Source organism: Halomonas elongata DSM 2581 (assembly GCF_000196875.2).
Taxonomy (GTDB): domain Bacteria; phylum Pseudomonadota; class Gammaproteobacteria; order Pseudomonadales; family Halomonadaceae; genus Halomonas; species Halomonas elongata.
On record NC_014532.2, the window covers coordinates 3,912,188 to 3,930,159 of the forward strand.

At 61.4% G+C, this 17,972-nt stretch carries 16 protein-coding genes; all 16 read right to left on the reverse strand.

Annotated elements, in window-relative coordinates:
• Nucleotides 1–5: 5 nt before the first annotated feature.
• Nucleotides 6–1,628 carry a methyl-accepting chemotaxis protein gene (locus HELO_RS18365; protein ID WP_013334094.1) on the reverse strand — a complete coding sequence of 541 codons (1,623 nt, stop codon included), beginning with the start codon at nt 1,626–1,628 and terminating at the stop codon, nt 6–8.
• A 36-nt stretch (nt 1,629–1,664) separates the two neighbouring features.
• Complete coding sequence (gene cheW, locus HELO_RS18370) at nt 1,665–2,162, reverse strand: chemotaxis protein CheW (protein ID WP_013334095.1); 498 nt, start codon at nt 2,160–2,162, stop codon at nt 1,665–1,667.
• Nucleotides 2,159–4,300 (reverse strand): chemotaxis protein CheA, encoded by a 2,142-nt coding sequence (cheA, locus tag HELO_RS18375; protein ID WP_013334096.1) that lies wholly within the window; start codon nt 4,298–4,300, stop codon nt 2,159–2,161. The genes cheW and cheA overlap by 4 nt, the downstream gene beginning before the upstream one ends.
• A gap of 32 nt (nt 4,301–4,332) precedes the next feature.
• Nucleotides 4,333–5,286, reverse strand: coding sequence for a flagellar motor protein MotB (motB, locus tag HELO_RS18380; RefSeq protein WP_013334097.1), 954 nt, complete (start codon nt 5,284–5,286; stop codon nt 4,333–4,335).
• On the reverse strand, nt 5,283–6,155 hold the full coding sequence (gene motA, locus HELO_RS18385; RefSeq protein ID WP_013334098.1) for a flagellar motor stator protein MotA: 873 nt from the start codon (nt 6,153–6,155) through the stop codon (nt 5,283–5,285). The genes motB and motA overlap by 4 nt, the downstream gene beginning before the upstream one ends.
• A 123-nt stretch (nt 6,156–6,278) precedes the next feature.
• Nucleotides 6,279–6,857, reverse strand: coding sequence for a flagellar transcriptional regulator FlhC (gene flhC, locus HELO_RS18390; protein WP_013334099.1), 579 nt, complete (start codon nt 6,855–6,857; stop codon nt 6,279–6,281).
• Complete coding sequence (gene flhD, locus HELO_RS18395; protein WP_223248583.1) at nt 6,847–7,203, reverse strand: flagellar transcriptional regulator FlhD; 357 nt, start codon at nt 7,201–7,203, stop codon at nt 6,847–6,849. The genes flhC and flhD overlap by 11 nt, the downstream gene beginning before the upstream one ends.
• 299 nt (nt 7,204–7,502) lie before the next feature.
• Nucleotides 7,503–7,775, reverse strand: a complete 273-nt coding sequence (locus tag HELO_RS18400; RefSeq protein WP_013334100.1) for an EscU/YscU/HrcU family type III secretion system export apparatus switch protein — start codon at nt 7,773–7,775, stop codon at nt 7,503–7,505.
• A complete protein-coding gene (fliK, locus tag HELO_RS18405) occupies nt 7,772–8,806 on the reverse strand; it encodes a flagellar hook-length control protein FliK (protein ID WP_013334101.1) in 1,035 nt (344 codons plus the stop codon). The genes HELO_RS18400 and fliK overlap by 4 nt, the downstream gene beginning before the upstream one ends.
• Nucleotides 8,803–9,201 carry a flagellar protein FliT gene (locus HELO_RS18410; protein ID WP_013334102.1) on the reverse strand — a complete coding sequence of 133 codons (399 nt, stop codon included), beginning with the start codon at nt 9,199–9,201 and terminating at the stop codon, nt 8,803–8,805. Before HELO_RS18410 ends, fliK begins: the two co-directional genes overlap by 4 nt.
• A gap of 2 nt (nt 9,202–9,203) precedes the next feature.
• Nucleotides 9,204–9,602, reverse strand: a complete 399-nt coding sequence (gene fliS, locus HELO_RS18415) for a flagellar export chaperone FliS (protein WP_013334103.1) — start codon at nt 9,600–9,602, stop codon at nt 9,204–9,206.
• Between the two features lie 306 nt (nt 9,603–9,908).
• The gene (locus HELO_RS18420; RefSeq protein ID WP_041602278.1) at nt 9,909–10,145 is read right to left on the reverse strand and encodes a DUF2835 domain-containing protein; all 237 of its coding nucleotides are present in this window, start codon (nt 10,143–10,145) and stop codon (nt 9,909–9,911) included.
• Between the two features lie 26 nt (nt 10,146–10,171).
• On the reverse strand, nt 10,172–14,227 hold the full coding sequence (locus HELO_RS18425; RefSeq protein WP_013334105.1) for an O-linked N-acetylglucosamine transferase family protein: 4,056 nt from the start codon (nt 14,225–14,227) through the stop codon (nt 10,172–10,174).
• 131 nt (nt 14,228–14,358) lie between these two features.
• Complete coding sequence (locus HELO_RS18430) at nt 14,359–15,309, reverse strand: flagellin N-terminal helical domain-containing protein (protein ID WP_013334106.1); 951 nt, start codon at nt 15,307–15,309, stop codon at nt 14,359–14,361.
• Between the two features lie 147 nt (nt 15,310–15,456).
• A complete protein-coding gene (locus tag HELO_RS18435; protein WP_013334107.1) occupies nt 15,457–16,350 on the reverse strand; it encodes a flagellin N-terminal helical domain-containing protein in 894 nt (297 codons plus the stop codon).
• Nucleotides 16,351–16,604: 254 nt separating this feature from the next.
• The gene (gene fliD, locus HELO_RS18440) at nt 16,605–17,969 is read right to left on the reverse strand and encodes a flagellar filament capping protein FliD (protein WP_041602279.1); all 1,365 of its coding nucleotides are present in this window, start codon (nt 17,967–17,969) and stop codon (nt 16,605–16,607) included.
• Between the last annotated feature and the right edge of the window lie 3 nt (nt 17,970–17,972).

Here is a 17,972-nt window from a genome sequence, read left to right on the forward strand (position 1 = left end):
CCCCTTCAGCAGGTTTCGGCAGGCTCAGGCGAGCTGGCGCGATGCGACGCGCCCTCGGCATCCGGGGCGCCGTACTCGCCCCGCTCGACGGCGATCCGAAAGCGTGCCACGCGCTCGCGCAGCCGATGGCTGCGCTCCACCAGCCGCCGGGAAGCATCGCTATGCCCTTCCACCAGGCCGGCGTTCTGCTGTGTCATCTGATCCATCTGGGTGACGGCCTCGCCGACCTGCTCGATGCCCTGGCTCTGCTCCCGGGTGGCCGTCGAAATCTCGCCGACCAGCGCGGTGAGCTGCTGAATGTCGGCGGCCATGCCGGCGATGATCTCGTCGGTCTCCTTGACCCGCCGCGTACCCTCGACGACCTTGCTGTCGGAGCGCTCGATCAGCGTCTTGATCTCCCGGGTCGCCGATGCCGAACGGCTGGCGAGCTGTCGTACTTCCTCGGCCACCACGGCAAAACCGCGTCCGTGCTCGCCGGCACGAGCCGCCTCCACCGAGGCATTGAGCGCCAGGATGTTGGTCTGGAAGGCGATGGAATCGATGGTGTCGACGATGCCGTTCATCTGACTGGCGCTGTCGTTGATCTCGTCGATCGCGGCCACCACGTCCTCCATGGCCGCCCGCCCGCGCGCCGCATTCGAGGCGGTCTCGCCGGACAGGTTGCGGGCCTGCTCGGCATGTTCGGCGTTGTGGCGCACCGTGGTGGTCAGCTCTTCCATGCTCGACGCCGTCTCGGTCAGCGCCGAAGCCTGCTGCTCGGTGCGTGTGGCCAGTTCGTCGTTGCCGGCGTCGATTTCGTCGACCACGCCACTCACCGCGTCGACATCTCCACGAATGTTGCCGATGGTGGTGCTCAGGGCCTGGCGCATGCGCTCGATATCGAACAGCAGGCTGCCTTGATCGCCATCGCGCAGCCGCACGGCCCGGGAGAGATCGCCATCGGCGATGGAGCGCGCCACCTCCACGGCATAACGGGGATCGCCGCCCAGGCCGCGCGTGATGCCCCGGATCACCAGCATCATCATCAGGCTGACCGGCACGCCGATGACCAGCAGCGCCAGCAGGCTGCGGCTCAGCGAGGCCACGAAGGCGGCATCGATGTCGTCGATATAGACCCCGGTACCGACGATCCAGCCCCAGTCATCGAAGCGCGCATGGTAGGAGGACTTGGGCGCCGGCTCGCTGCCTTCCTCGTGGGCCCACAGGTAATCGACGAAGCCGTCGTCCTCGACCACATCCTTGGCGAACTCGCGGAACAGGTAGCGTTCCTCGACGTTCTGGAAGTCGGCGACGGATGTCCCCTCCGGCAGACGCGGGTGGCTGAGCATCACCAGGTCGCCGTTGAAGGCATAGAAATAGCCCCGCCCCTCGTGATAGCTCATCCCCTTGATGATCTCGGCGGCGCGCTGCTTGGCCTGCTCGGTGCTGATCTCGCCGGCCTCGGCACGCTCGGCCTGCTCTTCGATCACGGCCATTGCCAGGTCGATATAGACTTCGAGGCCGGCACGGCGCTCTTCGAGCATGGTCTGGCGGTTCTCCCAAGCTCCCCAGCCCACCATCAGCAGCATGGCCAGCCAGATGAGTCCCAGGGAGGCCCACAGTTTTTGTGTCGTTGTCAGTCGGCGCATAGCTCCCCCTACGGCTTTATCGTTATCGATCGGCGATCACTCGCCGACGGAATCCACCAGTGCCATCTCCTCGCTGGTCAGCAACTTGTCGATGTCGACCAGCACCAGCATGCGGTCTTCCAGGCTGCCGAGGCCGCTCAGGAAGTCGGAAGACAGGGTGACGCCGAACTCCGGCGCCGGCTTGATCTGCTCGGGCGTGAGGGTCATGACGTCGGAGACGCCATCGACCACGATGCCGACGATCCGCTCGCCGACGTTGAGCACGATGACCACGGTCTGGCCGCCGTACTCGACCCTCTCCAGGCGAAACTTGATGCGCAGATCGACGATCGGCACGATCACGCCGCGCAGGTTGGTCACGCCCTTGATGAAGTCGGGCGCGTTGGCAATGCGCGTGACGTTCTCGTAGCCACGGATTTCCTGCACCTTGAGGATATCGATGGCGTATTCCTCGTCGCCCAGCGAGAAGACCAGGAACTCGCGGTTCTGCGCCTCGGTGGCAGCCAGGGCGACATCGGTGTTCGGGGTGCTCATGACGGCTCTACCTCCTTGGGGTGGGGAGTCGGTACGTCGCCGGAATGCTGGCCGCGACGCGCCTCCTTCTTGGTGCGGTTGAGACGGTGCAGGTCGGCGATGTCCAGGATCAGGGCCACGCTGCCATCGCCGAGGATGGTGGCCGCCGACACGCCCGGCACCTTGCGGTAGTTGGTCTCCAGGTTCTTCACCACCACCTGCTGCTGGCCGATCAACTCATCCACCAGCAGGGCATATCGGCGCCCCTCGCCCTGAACGATCACGGCGATGGTCTCGTCGAGCTCGGTGCGCGCGCCGGTCACGTCCAGGGCCTCGTTGACGGGCACCACCGGCAGGTATTCGTCGCGGACCTTGAGCACCACGTCGTCGCCGGCCATGGCGTAGAGGTCGCGCTTGTCCGGCTGCAGCGACTCGAGCACCGCCGACAGCGGCAGGATGAAGACCTCGCTGCCTACCTTGATCGACATGCCATCGAGGATCGCCAGGGTCAGCGGCAACACGATGCGCGTGGTGGTGCCCTGGCCGGTCACCGAGGCGATCTCCACATGGCCGCCCATGTTCTGGATGTTGCGCTTGACCACATCCATGCCGACGCCACGCCCGGACACGTCGCTGACTTCCTGGGCCGTGGAGAAGCCGGGCGCGAAGATCAGTTGCCAGACCTCGTCGTCGCTCATGCTCTCGCTGACCGGCAGGTCGTTGCTGCGCGCCTTGGCCAGGATTCGGTCGCGGTCCAGGCCGGCGCCATCGTCGGAGACCTCGATCAGGATGTTGCCGCCCTGGTGCTGGGCCGACAGGGTCAACCGGCCGGTGCGCGGCTTGCCGACCGCCTCGCGCGCCTCCGGCGATTCGAGGCCGTGATCCAGGCTGTTGCGCACCAGATGGGTGAGCGGATCGATGATGCGCTCGGTCAGGCTCTTGTCGAGCTCGGTGGACTCGCCCTCGGTGACCAGCTCCACCTCCTTGTCGAGCTTGCCGGCCAGGTCGCGCACCAGGCGCGGATAGCGGCTGAACACATAATCCATCGGCACCATGCGCACCGACATCACCGCTTCCTGCAGGTCCCGGGCGTTGCGCCTCAGCAGGTTGAGGCCGTTGTTCAACCCAGCGTGGTTGACGTCCTCCAGTTCGCTGACCGTCTGGTCGAGCATCGACTGGGTGATGATCAACTCGCCGACCAGGTTGATGATCTGGTCGACCTTGTCCACGGCGACGCGGATCGAGGACGACTCCCCGCCACTCTTGGCCTTGGTCTTCGGCTTGTTCGATGGTTTGGACTGGCCGCTCCCGCCAGGCACCCCGGAGGCGCTGGACCCGCCGGCAGCCTCGGCGGCAGCGGGCCGGGCCGGCGCCGCTTCCTCGGCGGGCGCATCGCTGGATGCCGCCGGCGCTGCCGTCTCGACCGCGGCGGCCTCGATGCGAAGCTGTGCGGGCTCGATGATGAAACACATCACCGCCTCGATGTCCTCGCGACTCACCGAAGTCTCGAGGGTCACCCGATAGCAGCTCGCATCGCCGTCCCGTGACTGGATCTCGCCCAGTTGCTCGAGCTCGTCCACCAGCAGCTCGCGGTCCTTGTCGCCGACACCGAGCAGGGAAACCACCAGCCGGCCGTCGTCCGCTGCTGCCCCGTTGCCGGCGTCGGGCGCCAGCGATGATTCGTCGTCGGACGACGAGGACCGCTCGCTCGCCGACGGCTCGGGTTCGGGCGACGTGCCTTCGGCTCCCTCGGCACCATCGAGCGCCTGACCGATCTCCTCCAGCGCCAGTTGCTGCAAGGTCCGGCAAATGCGCTCGAAAGCGGCCCGGTCGGGCTCGTCATCGTTGCGGTAGGCGTCCAACTGGTCGTGGAGCATGTCCTTGGTTTCCAGAAAGGTATCGACGATGTCCCGGCGCAGCGTCAGCTCGCCACGCCGGGCATGATCCAGCAGGTTCTCGAACAGATGCGTGGTCTGCTGCAGCACATCGAAGCCGAAGGTACCGGCACCGCCCTTGATCGAGTGCGCCGCGCGAAAGATCGCGTTGAGCTGTTCGACATCGGGGTCGTCGACATCGAGTTCGAGCAGGTGGCGCTCCATGTCGGCCAGCAGTTCTTCGGCTTCCTCGAAGAAGGTGTCGTAGAAATCGGTGATATCCATGCACGTCTCTCCAGCCTGGATGTTGGCGGCCCTCAGGATTCGGGCGGCTTGCCGAGCATCTCTTGCAGGCTCTCGTTGAGTTCCTCCAATGGCGTCGGGACGCCGGAGGAGCCGTTGCGGGAGGGCGCGGGCACGCCCGTATCCTCGAGCGCCCCGGGCGAGCGGATGCGCTCGGCTACCCGCTCGAACAGCACCAGCAGCTCGATGCGTCGATTGACCGGATCACTGGGCTCGGTGTCCGGCATCACCACCTGATCGGCGAAGCCCGCGACCCGCAGCAGCTTGGCCGAATCCAGGCCTCCGGCGACCAGTTCGCGGCGTGAGGCATTGGCCCGCGCGGAGGACAGCTCCCAGTTGCCATACCCCTGAAAGCCGTTCAGATAGGCCAGGCTATCGGTGTGGCCGCTGATGCTGAGGTCATTGGGAAGCTCGTTGAGCAGCGGCGCCATCAGGCGCAGCAGGTCGCGCATATAGGGGGCGACCCGGTCGCTGCCGAGCTCGAACATGGGGCGCTGCTCGGTATCCACCAACTGGATGCGCAGCCCCTCCGGCGTCATGTCGAAACGCAACTGATCGCGAAGCTGCTTGAGGTCCGGATCGGCGTCGATGGCCATCTCGATACGCCGCTGCAGGTCGCGGAAGGCTCGACGCTGCCGTTCGCTGGGCCGCGAGCGCTGGCGCAGGTCGACCCGGGCGCGCTCGCCCTCGGTGTAGACGGGATCGGGCCCCCCGCCGGGGATGACCGTCTCGCTCATCGAGACACTGTCGCCGCCGGCGATGGCGGCCACCAGCGGCGTGCTGAAATACTCGGCGACTCCCTCGCGCTCCTGTCGGCTGGCCGTCGAGAGGATCCACATGACCAGGAACAGGGCCATCAGCGCCGTCATGAAGTCCGCCAGGGCAATCTTCCAGCTACCGCCATGATGACGATGAACGACCCGCTTGCGCCGAATGATGATCGGTCGTCTATTGTCACCCTGACTCATGCACTCCCCGCCACCGGCTTGGCCTGTCGCATGTACTCTTCCATCTCGGTGAAACTCGGCCGGTCGGCGGTATGCAGCGCCTTGCGACCGAACTCCACGGCCAGTTGCGGCGCATAGCCATGCAGGTTTGCCAGCAGGGTGACCCGAATGCAGTGCAGCATCTTCTCGGCTTCCTTGGCCTGCCGCTCGATGCGGCTGGCCAGGGGGATGATGAAGCCGTAGCCGATCAGAATGCCGAGGAAGGTGCCGACCAGGGCGTGGGCGATCATCTGGCCCATCTGTTCGGGACCCGCGGCGACGGTGCTCAGGGCCTTCACCACTCCCATCACCGCGGCCACGATACCGAACGCCGGCATGGCATCGCCGATTCGTCCGATGGCATCGATCGGTATATGCGCTTCCTGTTCGAAGGCCTCGATCTCGTGGAGCATCAATTCATCGAGCTCCATGGGATCCATGCTGCCGCTGACCATCAGACGCAGGTAATCGGTCAGGAAGGTCATGATCATGGGATCGGCCAGCAGCCTGGGATGCTCGTTGAATAGCGGGCTTTCCTGCGGGTTGTCGATGTCCCGCTCGATGCCGAGCATGCCGTCGCGGCGAATCTTGGTCAGGATCTTGTACTGCAGCGCCATCAGATCCAGGTACATCGCCTTGTCATACTTCTTGGAGCGGCGCAGCCGGGGAATGATGCGAAAGGAAGCCTTGAGCGCCTTGCCGTTGTTGGAGGCCACGAAGGCCCCGATCCCTGCACCACCGATCATCAGCAGCTCCGTGGGCTGGAACAGCGGCCCGAGACTGCCGCCGGCCAGCACGAAGCCGCCGAAAACGGAGAGCAGAACGATCAAGTAACCTATGGGGATCAGCACGGCCGATATCCTTAGCAGGAACGTGAATGACGTAACTGCTTTGGATATCGGCCTCGTCGGGGCAGGACTTGAGGGTATGGCGCAAAAAAACCGTCGAGTGCGGTTTTTGACGTCGTTTGGCCCTCAGGCCTGGTTCGGGGTCCCCAGAGGGGAAGTCACACGGGATACCGCGTCGACCCTTTCGCGGCGCTTGCGACTCTTGCCGGCCCGCGAGGGCGGCTGACAGATCCCGCAGACATAGTCCCGGGTGGGGCTGTGGGCGTGCGCCACGAAACGGCCACGGCAGCGCGTGCAGCTTGAGAGCTGCAGTTGCTCGCTCTCGAAGAAGCGCACCAGGGTCCAGGCACGGGTCAGCCCCAGCACGGCTTCGGCATCATCGATCGCTACCTGTTCCAGATAGAGGCGGTAGGCCTTGATGAAGCCTTCCATGCGCGAACAGCCATGGTCCGTACGCAGTCGCAGGTAAATGTTGTAGAACAGCGATGAATGGATGTTGGGCATCCAGGTGATGAACCAGTCCGTCGAGAAGGGCAACATGCCCTTGGGCGGCGACATCCCGCGCACTTCCTTGAAGAGCCGGATGAGACGGGCACGACTGAGATCGGTTTCGGTCTCGAGTACCTGCAAGCGGGCTCCCAGTTCTATCAGGTCGATGGCGAGACGCACCTGTCGCCACTCATCCAGCAGGCTCTTAGCCGACATGATCGCATCCCTCCCCGGGTGATAGGGCATGAGAGGCCATCAATAACGATGAGTGAAAGTGGGCCAATCCCTGTTCGCGTGGATTATCAACCACTTGGCGTAACGGCTCGACTTCCTCGTGCCCGAGCCGACACAGCAGCTGGTTAGTGTTCGCCAACCTGGACACCTGCTGGACGCTCAATGAGGCAAGAAAGTCGGCCATGGCTTCATCAACCTTGAGCCGGAACATGGCCTCCTCCCGGTCGGCATGCAAAAGCCGTTGCGCCAACAGGAGATAGGAAAGATTCATTTCACGAATCTCGTCGATATACTCGTTAGTTTTCATAATTCCCTGCTTTTGCTGCATTTATTTATCTCATACGATTTTTATTTACCGTACCTTTCGCAGCACCTGCATCGCTCGAAAAGTACCGTAACAACCGTTTTTTCTCATTCCTGCAACATTGCCGATGCCCCATCCTGCTGCCGCAGGCACGCTACCAAACCCCCGGATTCCAGGGCTTTCTATAGTGAACAATGCCTCGGGAAAGCATCACCGAATCTTCTTATTGAGGTGACGCCGTTCGAGCACGATAGATGCATCGACAGACAGACAAATTACAAAAATTCACAAAATATAACAAACCATTCAATAAACGGGCGGCGTCATTCAACGCCGGCCCCGGAGCGCTCGTGCAGCCACACCAGGAGCTCGGCGACGATTCGATACAATTCAGGGGGAATCGCTTCATCCAGATCGAGCTGCATCAACAGACCCACCAGTTCCGGCGCATCATGAACATGAATGCCATGCTGCTTCGCCTGTTCAACGATCCGCTCGGCCAACTCGCCATAACCACGCGCCACGACCTTCGGCGCCGTTTCATCATCGCCATAGGCCAACCCCACGGCCCGACGACGTTTCCGCTCATCGCTCATGTCCCCTCCTCTCGCCAGGGCGCCAGAGACAACCGAACATGATCGAAACCATGGCGCTCCAGGCGCTGACGCAGTGTCGCCAGTTCCGCTTCCAGGTCCGCCAGGATCGTCTCGTCACGCGCCCGCAAGGTCACATCGAGCGTCGTCGCTCCCATTCGCAAGGCCACGCTCACAGCCCCCAAGCCCTCGACATCCAGCGTCAGCTCGGCGCTCAAGGTTCCCTTATCATCATCTGAGCGCGACTCGTCATCGCCGCGGCGGCGCTCCTGCTCGTCGTGCGGCAAATGCACCGCCAGCGCCATGAACATGCCGGCCCAGACATCGCCTTCCCAGCGCAACGTCGGTGACACCAGCATTTCCAACTGATGACGCACCAAGCCCTGCAGGTGCGGGTCGACAGGTTCGCGCCGCTCGGTCATCACATCGGCCAGCGCCGAATGCAGTACCCTCGCCTCGCCAGCATCCGTCGCAGGGCCGAGCAAGGGCGCGCCGCCCGTCCGTGAAGACGGCGCCGGCGTAAAGATCAGGGTCCGCCACATCTGGGGCTCGCGCTCGAGCTGCTGACGCGACAGCCCTCCGGTGAACCAGCGGGCCAGGTGCGACTCGTAGAAGAGCCCGCTGTCTCGCACGCTGTTTTCGAGCCGTTGGGCCAACAGGCCAGGAGAGATGGGGCGATCGATGCTCAACAAGGGCGTGGCGGGTGTCACCGCCGAGGTGGGCGCGGGAAAGCGCAGCAGGAGGTCGGCGATGGTCCGCGCCGTCGTACTGAAGTGGGTATGTGTCGAGGAGGGAGAAGCGGTATCTGCACCGGGCACAGGCGCGGCAGCGCGTCGAGGATCCTGGGCCACGAGCCCCGCACGCCCCGGTGGCGCACGGGCATCGAGTCGCGAATCACTGTGCAGGGCGCGGGGCGCGTCGCCGGGCGACACTGGCTTGACCGGCTGATTCAACTCACGGGGTGGCGGTACATCGGCACGCTTGCCCAGCACCTGATGCAGGAGCGTGTCCAGCAGCGGCGTGATGCCGCTCACGACGAACCCGCTCCGAACCGAGAGCCGGCATCGATGACACTGGTACCGGCCCCATAGGCACGCTGCAGGTCACGTTGACGCTGCGAGACGCCGATCAGTTCGCCCAGCTCATCGCGGCGCTGGATGAGATGGCGGCGTATCTCCAGATCGTTCTCGAGAATGTCTTCCAGCAGCTCGGCCTTGCGTTGCCGAGCCTCGCGATCCAGAGAGGCTTCGGCGTCGAGCGTCGACAGCCGTTCCACCTGCTGCACATAGTCGGCTTCCTGGGCCACCAGGGTCTCCCAGTCGGCGGCCAGGGCGGCTTCCAGCATATGTTCGCTGCGCACCAGCAGGCGCGTGTAGCCATCGAGCACGGCCTCGCCCGATGCTGAGGTATCACCGAGAAACTGTCCCATATTCAAGTTCCCGCGACCTGAGGTTCGATGTCCCGCCAGGCCGAGGCGATGTCATCCAGCAAGCGCTCTGCCTCGTCCAATGCCTCGACATCGTTGCGGGCATTGGCCGCCAGCAGACGCCGGGCAATATACTCGTAGAGCGACGCCAGATTGCCCGCCACCTCACCGCCGCGCTCGCCATCCAGAGCGGCCAGCAGGCCATTGTTGACGATATCCAGCGCCTTGGAGATCGACGCTCCCTTCTCGGCAACATGCCCCTCGTTCATGTGTATCCTCGCCGCGCGCATGGCTGTCCGGGCGCCATCGAACAGCATCACGATCAACTGATGAGAACTCGCGGACATCACGCCGCTCTCCACCCCAACCTTGGCGTAAGCTCCCGCCCCTTGCATAGCCGCCATGGCCTTTGACTCCTTCGGTCGATGAAACCGCTCAGGGCTCACTTGTCCGGCCCTGAACCGTGTTCGAAAAGTTCTGCGTTGTCGCCAGTCTGACAAGTACCACGCACCGCGATGTGGCAAGCAGGCCCTGTCGAATGGGTCATTTCCTCTTTTATCGGCCTGATACCCAAGAACTTTATGCACCCGCGTTCACCCGCTCACCCGATGTCCGTCGGCGCATCCGCCGGCGGTCCGATCGGTCACGTCACATGGCGCTCGCGAAACGCAACACGACGATTTACCCGAACAGGCATGAACCGTGTTTCCTTAACTCGAGTGGTGAGGCGGCAAAGGGTGAATTCCCTCGAAACGCCCCTCGGGCGAGACATGCAAACGAAAGACGCCATGCACCCCATCCCGCGTTATCACCCGACGCAACGCCTCGGCAGGAAACCGCACGCTACGTCCATCCAGACTGAGGGTATGCACCATGCCCGCCCGACCCTCGTAGTGGGCCAGGCAGGCAGCATGGGAAAGCTCGATGATGATGTCGATGGAGGGCATCGATACGCCTGAAATCACACCAATTGCTATACGGGAACCCTGGAGAAATTTTCCCATAGGCGGGAAAGGCGCTGCATATCGAATTCATGCTTTACTCGAAAGACTCCAGCCGTTTCAGCTCGTTCGACTTCTTCCAGAAACTCGAGAAGCACATGATAATGAGGTCTATTCCAGAAATCGTGAATAAAAATTCTAGCCGCGAAAGGATCCGGGTGATGCTTCATAACATGCTCAATCGCCGAGAGCGTGGACGCGACCCTGAAACGCCCATCCACCAGTACCCTATCGAAAGGCATATCATGATGGTGGATATATCGGCTGTATTTCGGGAATGCCTCTTCCGCACCGGAAGACACGGGAAAGCCCCATTCTTTCGTCGGCCCTATATCCACAGCCTCAACTTGACAGAGCTCTCCCAGGCGACTCTTCAGCGATTTCACCCATTGCCAGTCACTTTCCACACCGTAAACCGTCAACCCCTTTTTCGCTGCCCATACGGTCGAGCCTCCACTACCAAACTCGAAGTACTGCATCCCATTTTCTAGGAAGCGATCGAAAAGAGCCCTCTCGCTTTCGCTCATAAAGGGAGAATCCGGAATTCCCACAGGAGAGGCCGAGTTCTCATTGGCAACTCCCCACCAGGCCAGATCGAAACCTATTCGCTCTTCAATCGCTCGTGGCGCAAGCTCATCCTCGATATCTATCTCCAGGAAATTTTCATCCCCTAAAAAATAATCTCGAGACTTTTCAAAGTGCTTCTCCACCCACTCGACAATTTCTTCTTGTCCTCCCAGCCCGGACGGAAGCCCCGGGATGTCACTGACCCGTATTCGCTCAGCAAGGTCTCCCCACCTTCCTATACTGGATGCAATTTTCTTAGGATCCCTATAATTCAGCAAGAACAAGCAATCAGGATAAAGTCGTCTAATCCTTCCTATGATTCGAAAATCCAAATTTGGCCAACAGTTATTTCCATCACCTGGAAGACACACATCAGACTGAGTAATGGCTTCATACTCTTCCAGATAGTGCCAAGGATCATCGTGATCGAAAAAACCACGATACATCAACTCTCCTACGTACCCCTCCTTAACCTTCCAGTGAGCCGCAGAATAGCCGCTTTTTTCCAGAGCCTTATGGATTGTCGATGTCCCCGACTTCGGAAAGCCGATAATAAACACCTTCCTTATTCCTCTTCTTGTATTAGAAGTCGCCTTAACGGGCTCTTCGCTCCGGCCTTCTTCCAGATAACTGTCCGCCAGTCGCTCATCAATTCCCTGCAAAATTTCATATGCCATATCTCGAATTCCGTATACCATTTCCAAAAGGAAGGCGAGTCGGATCTTCTGGTTTTCAGAAAGCGCCAGCATACGCTCATTACTGGGTAGAAATATGGCATCGGCACTTTCCAGCTCCGTCGCCTGACGCTTATCGGCTGGCATGCTAGTCGGAAGATGGCTACGATGCCGTTCATCGTTAAAGCAGTAGAAACGAAACCCATGACGCACCATCCAGTGTTGCAGCTCGGCAAGGTTGGGCTGACGTCGATGCGTGGGCTGAAAAGTCACCCTGACCTGAATCAGCAGGGTGTTTTGCAAGGCCTTGGCACCATGTTCGAGGACTGTTTGACTGTCGTTATTGGCATCCAGAACCAGCCAGTCGACCGAGGGCAAGCCCTCGATGCTGTCGATCTCGAGCGTGCTGATCGGTAGCCTGGCAAGAACCTGGTTGCCGCTGGCAATGGCCTCGGGCAACCAGGGCTCGTTCAGTGGCTCGAGTGTGGCACTCTGCCGGGCATCCAGGCAGGCATGCAGCGTGGCGGGCTGACCATCCCCCAGAGAGGCATTCGGATAATAATGGATGCCGTCCTTGTCCTTTCCGGGATGTTTCAGTGAATTGCTGGCCGGGTCGAACGCGATGAGTTCCATGGTGTCATCGTCGACCAGCCGCTGCGCCGCTTCGTTGTGCAGCAACTGCCCTCCGTTATCGATGGCGACGATCTTGCCATCGAACTTCCAGCGAAATTCAGGCTTGTCCGCGTCCTCTTCTCGAGCCTTTACCCACTCCACGGGTTCGGCGTCACCGGCGAACCAGGCCTCGCCCTCCTGGTTGAAGGTCAAGGCTTCCGGTTCCTTGTCGTCACAATGGCGCTGCCAGATGGCACGCAAGGCATTGTTGAAGTGGGTGGCGAAGCGTGGCGCATCGCAGACCGACGAATAATGCAGGATGGTACGCAACCCGGCACGAATCACCGCCAGATTGGGCAGGTCATTGGCCAGCTCCAGCACCCGCTGACGGTATTCGTCCCAGCTGCCGGCCACCAGTTCCTGCAGGCCGGCGTTGATCAGGTGGGTGGCACTGTGGCGACCCGCAAACGTCGGTCCGGGCAGCGTCACGACAGGCACACCCATCAGCATGGCCTCGCAAGTGGTCAGGCCACCGGAGTAGGGCCAGCTGTCCAGGGCGATGTCGATGCGCTGATAGGTCTCGAGAAACTCCGCATGCCTGGCTGGTCCTTCGAGCAGGATGCGATAGTCCGCGATGCCATGCTCGGCGAGCGTTTCACGGATCCAGCGGCAAAAGTCTTCGCTCTCGTACTGGGCGCCACGCAGCAGCAGGCGACTTTCCGGCAATTCATGCATCAGCTTGGCCCATTCGGCCAGCAACGTCGCACCGACCTTGGCCGGATTGTTCAAGCAACCCAGGGTCACGTATCCATTCTTGATGGCCGGCAGCGATGAAGTAGCCGGCGCATAGGGGCACGGCATATAGCAGATATAGTCATCCGGCAGGCGGATCAGCTTCTCGGTGTACTGATCATCCACGCCTTCGGGTGTCTCGATGGAATCCGAGAGCAGATAGTCAATGGACGACAATCCCATGCTATTGACCAGGCCGCCGACCCATTTGATGCAGAGCGGGGCTGGCCGCATGGAGATGGCCTGCAGGCAGCTACCATCCCCATGGCCCGAAAGGTCGATCAGGATATCGATGCCATCGTCGCGGATCCGCTGGGCCAGCGCCTGCTGATCCAGGTGACGGACCGGGCGCCAGACGCGAGTGGCCTCGCGAATCTTCCGGGTCACGTAATCATCGTGATCATTGGTGCTATAGGCATAGAAGTGGATGTCCGGCCGGCTATGCTCCATGGCCGTGGCGATCATCTGCCCTACCGGATGGAGGCGAAACCCGGAAGAGATCATGCCGACACGCAACGGCTTGGCCGGATCGCGCGGATTGCCAGGTGCGGGCATCGGCGGCAAGGCAAAGTGCCGATCCCAACTCTTGGCGAAGTCGAGGATCTCCTGCTGACTGACCTCGGGGTTGTAGTGTTTGGAAAAGAAGATATTGGAGTAGGCCATGACGTAATCCGGCCGCTCCTCCAGGGCTCGCTGGTAGTAGCTCTCGGCTAGCTGGTACTGACCGATGTCCTTGTAGAGATTGCCCAGGTTGTTATAGATGGGCGCGTGGCCTGGATAGTCGCGCTCTAGCTGCTTGTAGATATCGAGCGCCTGGCTGAAATACTTGGTCTGATACAGCAGGGACCCCACGAGTACACCGCTGCGAAAAGCGTCATACCCCAGCTCCCGCGCCTTGCTGGCATGTTCCAGTGCCTGAACGTGCTTACCCGCCGATTGCAGCATCTCGGCCAGGCGATACTGGGCCGGGGCATAGTCGGGCTGGAGCTCCACGGCGCGTCTCTGATAACGAACGGCCTGATCGTGATCCCCCTGCCGATAGTAGACCGCTGCCAGGCTGGTCAGCGACAGGGGATCCGAAGCGTTGATGTCGACCGCACGATGCAGATGCTCCAGCGCCTCCTCGACCCGACCATCCTCGAGCAGAGTGGTGCCCAGAGCCTTCCAGGCGAAAGCACTGTCCGGATAGCGCTCGGTCATGGCCCGGGCCGCACTCTCCGCCTCTGCCAAGCGTTTCCCCTCGTAGAGTCCCATGAAGCGATCGACTTCCGGCCTGGGTACCCCCAGATTCGCGTTGCGAGGCATGCTGTCCTGCTTTCGACGGGTACGCTGCCTCGATGACTTGTGAACCGATTTCTTCTGGCGGGATGTCTTGCTGGCCATGGAACCCTCGATGAACTGATGTAGCCGGGATTTGCGATTGCAGCCAACCTAGCAAGCCCAGGCTACCGAGCAGGCAAGAAAAACCCGGGCCAAAGCCCGGGTTATCTTCGGTTTGAAACCGGTGAACTGGCTTAACCCAACAGGGAAAGCACGCTCTGAGGGCTCTGGTTGGCCTGAGCCAGAATGGAGGTGCCCGCTTGCTCCAGAATCTGTGCCCGCGTCATGTTGGAGACCTCCTCGGCATAGTCGGCATCCTCGATACGCGAACGCGCCGACTGCAGATTGGTCGAGGTGGTCTCGATATTGTCCAGGGCCGTCTCGAAGCGGTTCTGCATGGCACCCAGGTTGCTGCGGGCCTCGTCGACGGCGGCCAGACGGTCATCCACGATAGACAGCGCATTGCTGGTTCCACCGGCGGTTTGCGACAACACATCGAAGCCGTCCGCATCGACCGTACGGTCGACACCAGCGATGGTGTTCACATCCATGCTGCCTGTCGCAATGCCACCGTCATTGAACATATTCCAGCCACCAGACACGGAGGTATCTGTCGCGCCTGCCGTCAGGCCACCAGCGGCACCCCGTGCGCTATCGATGCTGATATCGATAGTCTCTCCATCCTTGGCGCCCACCTGGATGCTGAAGCTGGTCGCCGTGCCACCAGTATTTTCAAAGAGGTCACGACCGTTGAACTGCGTCTGACTGGTCACGCGATCGATTTCCGACAGACGCTCGTTGACCTCTTCCTGGATGGAATCGATGTCCTGAGCGGTATTGGTGTCGTTCTGGGCCTGAACGGTCAGCTCACGGATGCGTTGCAGGTTATCGTTGACCTGGTCCAGGGCACCTTCGGCCGTCTGGGCCAGGGAGATACCGTCGTTGGCGTTGCGCGCGGCCTGATTCAAGCCGGTCACGGTGCTGGTCATGCGGTTGGCGATGGCCTGGCCGGCGGCATCGTCGGCAGCGCTGTTGATGCGCAGACCTGAAGACAACCGCTCCTGAGCCTGTTGCAGGGAATTCTGGGCACTACCCAGGTTGTTCTGCCCGATCAGGGCCGTGATATTGGTGTTGATAACGGACATATCCGATCTCCAAAACGCTATTCATGATGCCTTGTGGCGGTTATCGGCCGCTCACGACATGTCTTGAGGCCAGCGACAAGACAAGCCGTGATTCAAGGGGAGTCGTACGATCTCGCACCTGCGTCACTCTCTCCCCCGAAAACGGACTTAGCCCAGCAGGGAAAGCACGCTCTGCGGGCTCTGGTTGGCCTGAGCCAGAATGGAGGTGCCCGCCTGCTCCAGAATCTGTGCCCGCGTCATGTTGGAGACCTCCTCGGCATAGTCGGCATCCTCGATACGCGAACGCGCCGACTGCAGATTGGTCGAGGTGGTTTCGATATTATCCAGGGCCGTCTCGAAGCGGTTCTGCATGGCACCCAGGTTGCTGCGGGCTTCATCGACGTTGCCGATATGATTATCCAGAACGGCCAGCGCATCGGTCTCAAGCACATCAAACCCGAAAGTGGATTCAGAACGCGCTTCACCGCCAACGGTCTGGGCCGACACATCTACCCCGGTGCTGGTGTGCATGTTCCACCCACCACTCGTCGTGCTGGTACCGTCACCGGCTGAATCGGCAATGGAGATACTAATGGTCTCACCGTCTTTGGCGCCGACCTGGATACTGAATGATGTGCCGGCACCGTCACCAAAGAGACCTCGACCATTAAACTCGGTTTGTGAGGTCACCCGATCGATTTCCGACAGTCGCTCGTTGACCTCTTCCTGGATGGAATCGATGTCCTGAGCGGTATTGGTGTCGTTCTGGGCCTGAACGGTCAGCTCACGGATGCGCTGCAGGTTATCGTTGACCTGGTCCAGGGCACCTTCGGCCGTCTGGGCCAGGGAGATACCGTCGTTGGCGTTGCGCGCGGCCTGATTCAAGCCAGTCACGGTGCTGGTCATGCGGTTGGCGATGGCCTGGCCGGCGGCATCGTCGGCAGCGCTGTTGATGCGCAGACCGGAGGACAACCGCTCCTGAGCCTGTTGCAGGGAATTCTGGGCGCTGCTCAGGTTGTTCTGCCCGATCAGGGCCGTGATGTTGGTATTGATCACAGACATGGGATCGTTCCTTTCAAGTTGAGGGCTCCATCGGCCACCCCACGCATTCGGTGGGGCCTGCCACCACGGCACCATCGGCCGTTATGTTGTTTAACGGCCGACCAGGCGCTTGACTTTAGGGTTGAGCGATAATTCTTCGGCCTTGAACCGACCGGTCAGACGCCATGGGTTTTGCTCGGGCAAGCCGGGAAAGCTCGCATCGGCGTGACGCTCCACGCATCACAGTGCGCCGATGGACAGGGGGCATCTGTGAATCAGTTCTGGTTGAACTGGCTGTCGAGCATGGAAAGTTGTTGTCCCAGATAAGCACTGACGGAGTTCATCCGGGCCACCACGCTGTCGAGCTGGCTGAACTGCTGGCGGTAACGTGCGATGCTGCTGTCGATGCTTTCTTCCATGCGGCTATAGCGGCGTTCCAGGCTGCTGACCCGGGTCTCGGAGCCGCTGATGGCGCTCTGGATCGTGCCGTCATCACCGAGCATGAGCCCGAGCGTTCCTGCCAGGCGCCCCGCCATCCCGGCATCCTCGTTGTCTCCTGCAAGGAAATCCCGGAGTGCCTGGGGATTGTCCGCCATGACGGCATCCAGCTTGTCGACATCCAGTTGCAGGCGCCCGTCGGCCTGCAGAGAGATCCCCAACTGGGACATCATGGTGACCTCACCGCCGCCGACCGGGTCGACCAGGTTACGGCTCAGACTCGATTCGATGTTGCGAACCGTACGATCTCCCACCAGCTCCCCGGCGCTCGCGGCATCTCCGGTCACGGCCGTCATGCGTCCCAGGGTGGACTTCAGTTTGTTATAGACATCGACAAGGGCCGTCACCGCCTCCTTGACCGACGCGTTGTCCTGCTCCACCACCAGACTCAGAGTCTCGCCGGAGGCAGTAGGATCGAGTTCCAGCGTCACCCCCTGAATGGCACCTTCGACGGTATTGGAGGCACTGGTGATCTGGATACCGTTGATCTCGAGCTCGGCATCACGCCCGGCCTGATGCGTATCGGCGTCTTCCTCAAGGGCCACACCACCGGCCAGATTGTTGAACGACATCTGTGTGACACCGGCATCGGCACCGCTCTCGCGAGAGTTCAGCACCAGTCGGTTGCCCGTACCGTCGTGAATGATGGAGGCATCGACGCCAGCATCGGGATCGGCGTTGATGGTGTCGCGAATGTCCTCGAGGGTAGCGCCTTCCGCCAGAGCGATACGGGTCGTGCTGCCATCGCCGAAGGTGAGGTCCAGGCTGGCATTCGCCCCGGTCAAGGGCGCTGCGATGTCGGCCACCCGAGTGCTGGCCAGGCTTCCGGCACGTGCGGTGTGAGTCACGGCGATTTCATAACGCCCGGGATCGGCATCCTCGGTGGTGCTGGCAGTCAGGCCCTCACCCTGCACGCTGGCCGCCAGGCCTTGATAGAGCGCGTCATCGTTGAGTCTGGCCACCGCCTCCTGGAACTCGCTCACCCCGGATTGCAGCCGACCATAGGCAGAGATTCTTGCCTGCTCCTGCGTCTTGCGAGACATGATGGGATCGAGCTTTTGCCGTTCGGCGGAACGCAACTGATCGAGCAGATCGCCAAGATCGAGCCCGGAACCGACACCGAGTGATGAAATACTAGCCATGGA

Coding starts and splice junctions, on each gene's coding strand:
- flhD (WP_223248583.1), bottom strand. CDS start 7,203: ATGCAGCAAAAGCAGGGAATTATGAAAACTAACGAGTATATCGACGAG.
- fliD (WP_041602279.1), bottom strand. CDS start 17,969: ATGGCTAGTATTTCATCACTCGGTGTCGGTTCCGGGCTCGATCTTGGC.
- HELO_RS18410 (WP_013334102.1), bottom strand. CDS start 9,201: ATGGGACAGTTTCTCGGTGATACCTCAGCATCGGGCGAGGCCGTGCTC.
- HELO_RS18365 (WP_013334094.1), bottom strand. CDS start 1,628: ATGCGCCGACTGACAACGACACAAAAACTGTGGGCCTCCCTGGGACTC.
- cheW (WP_013334095.1), bottom strand. CDS start 2,162: ATGAGCACCCCGAACACCGATGTCGCCCTGGCTGCCACCGAGGCGCAG.
- HELO_RS18400 (WP_013334100.1), bottom strand. CDS start 7,775: ATGAGCGATGAGCGGAAACGTCGTCGGGCCGTGGGGTTGGCCTATGGC.
- flhC (WP_013334099.1), bottom strand. CDS start 6,857: ATGTCGGCTAAGAGCCTGCTGGATGAGTGGCGACAGGTGCGTCTCGCC.
- HELO_RS18430 (WP_013334106.1), bottom strand. CDS start 15,309: ATGTCCGTTATCAACACCAATATCACGGCCCTGATCGGGCAGAACAAC.
- HELO_RS18425 (WP_013334105.1), bottom strand. CDS start 14,227: ATGGCCAGCAAGACATCCCGCCAGAAGAAATCGGTTCACAAGTCATCG.
- HELO_RS18420 (WP_041602278.1), bottom strand. CDS start 10,145: ATGCCCTCCATCGACATCATCATCGAGCTTTCCCATGCTGCCTGCCTG.
- HELO_RS18435 (WP_013334107.1), bottom strand. CDS start 16,350: ATGTCTGTGATCAATACCAACATCACGGCCCTGATCGGGCAGAACAAC.
- cheA (WP_013334096.1), bottom strand. CDS start 4,300: ATGGATATCACCGATTTCTACGACACCTTCTTCGAGGAAGCCGAAGAA.
- fliS (WP_013334103.1), bottom strand. CDS start 9,602: ATGGCGGCTATGCAAGGGGCGGGAGCTTACGCCAAGGTTGGGGTGGAG.
- motB (WP_013334097.1), bottom strand. CDS start 5,286: ATGAGTCAGGGTGACAATAGACGACCGATCATCATTCGGCGCAAGCGG.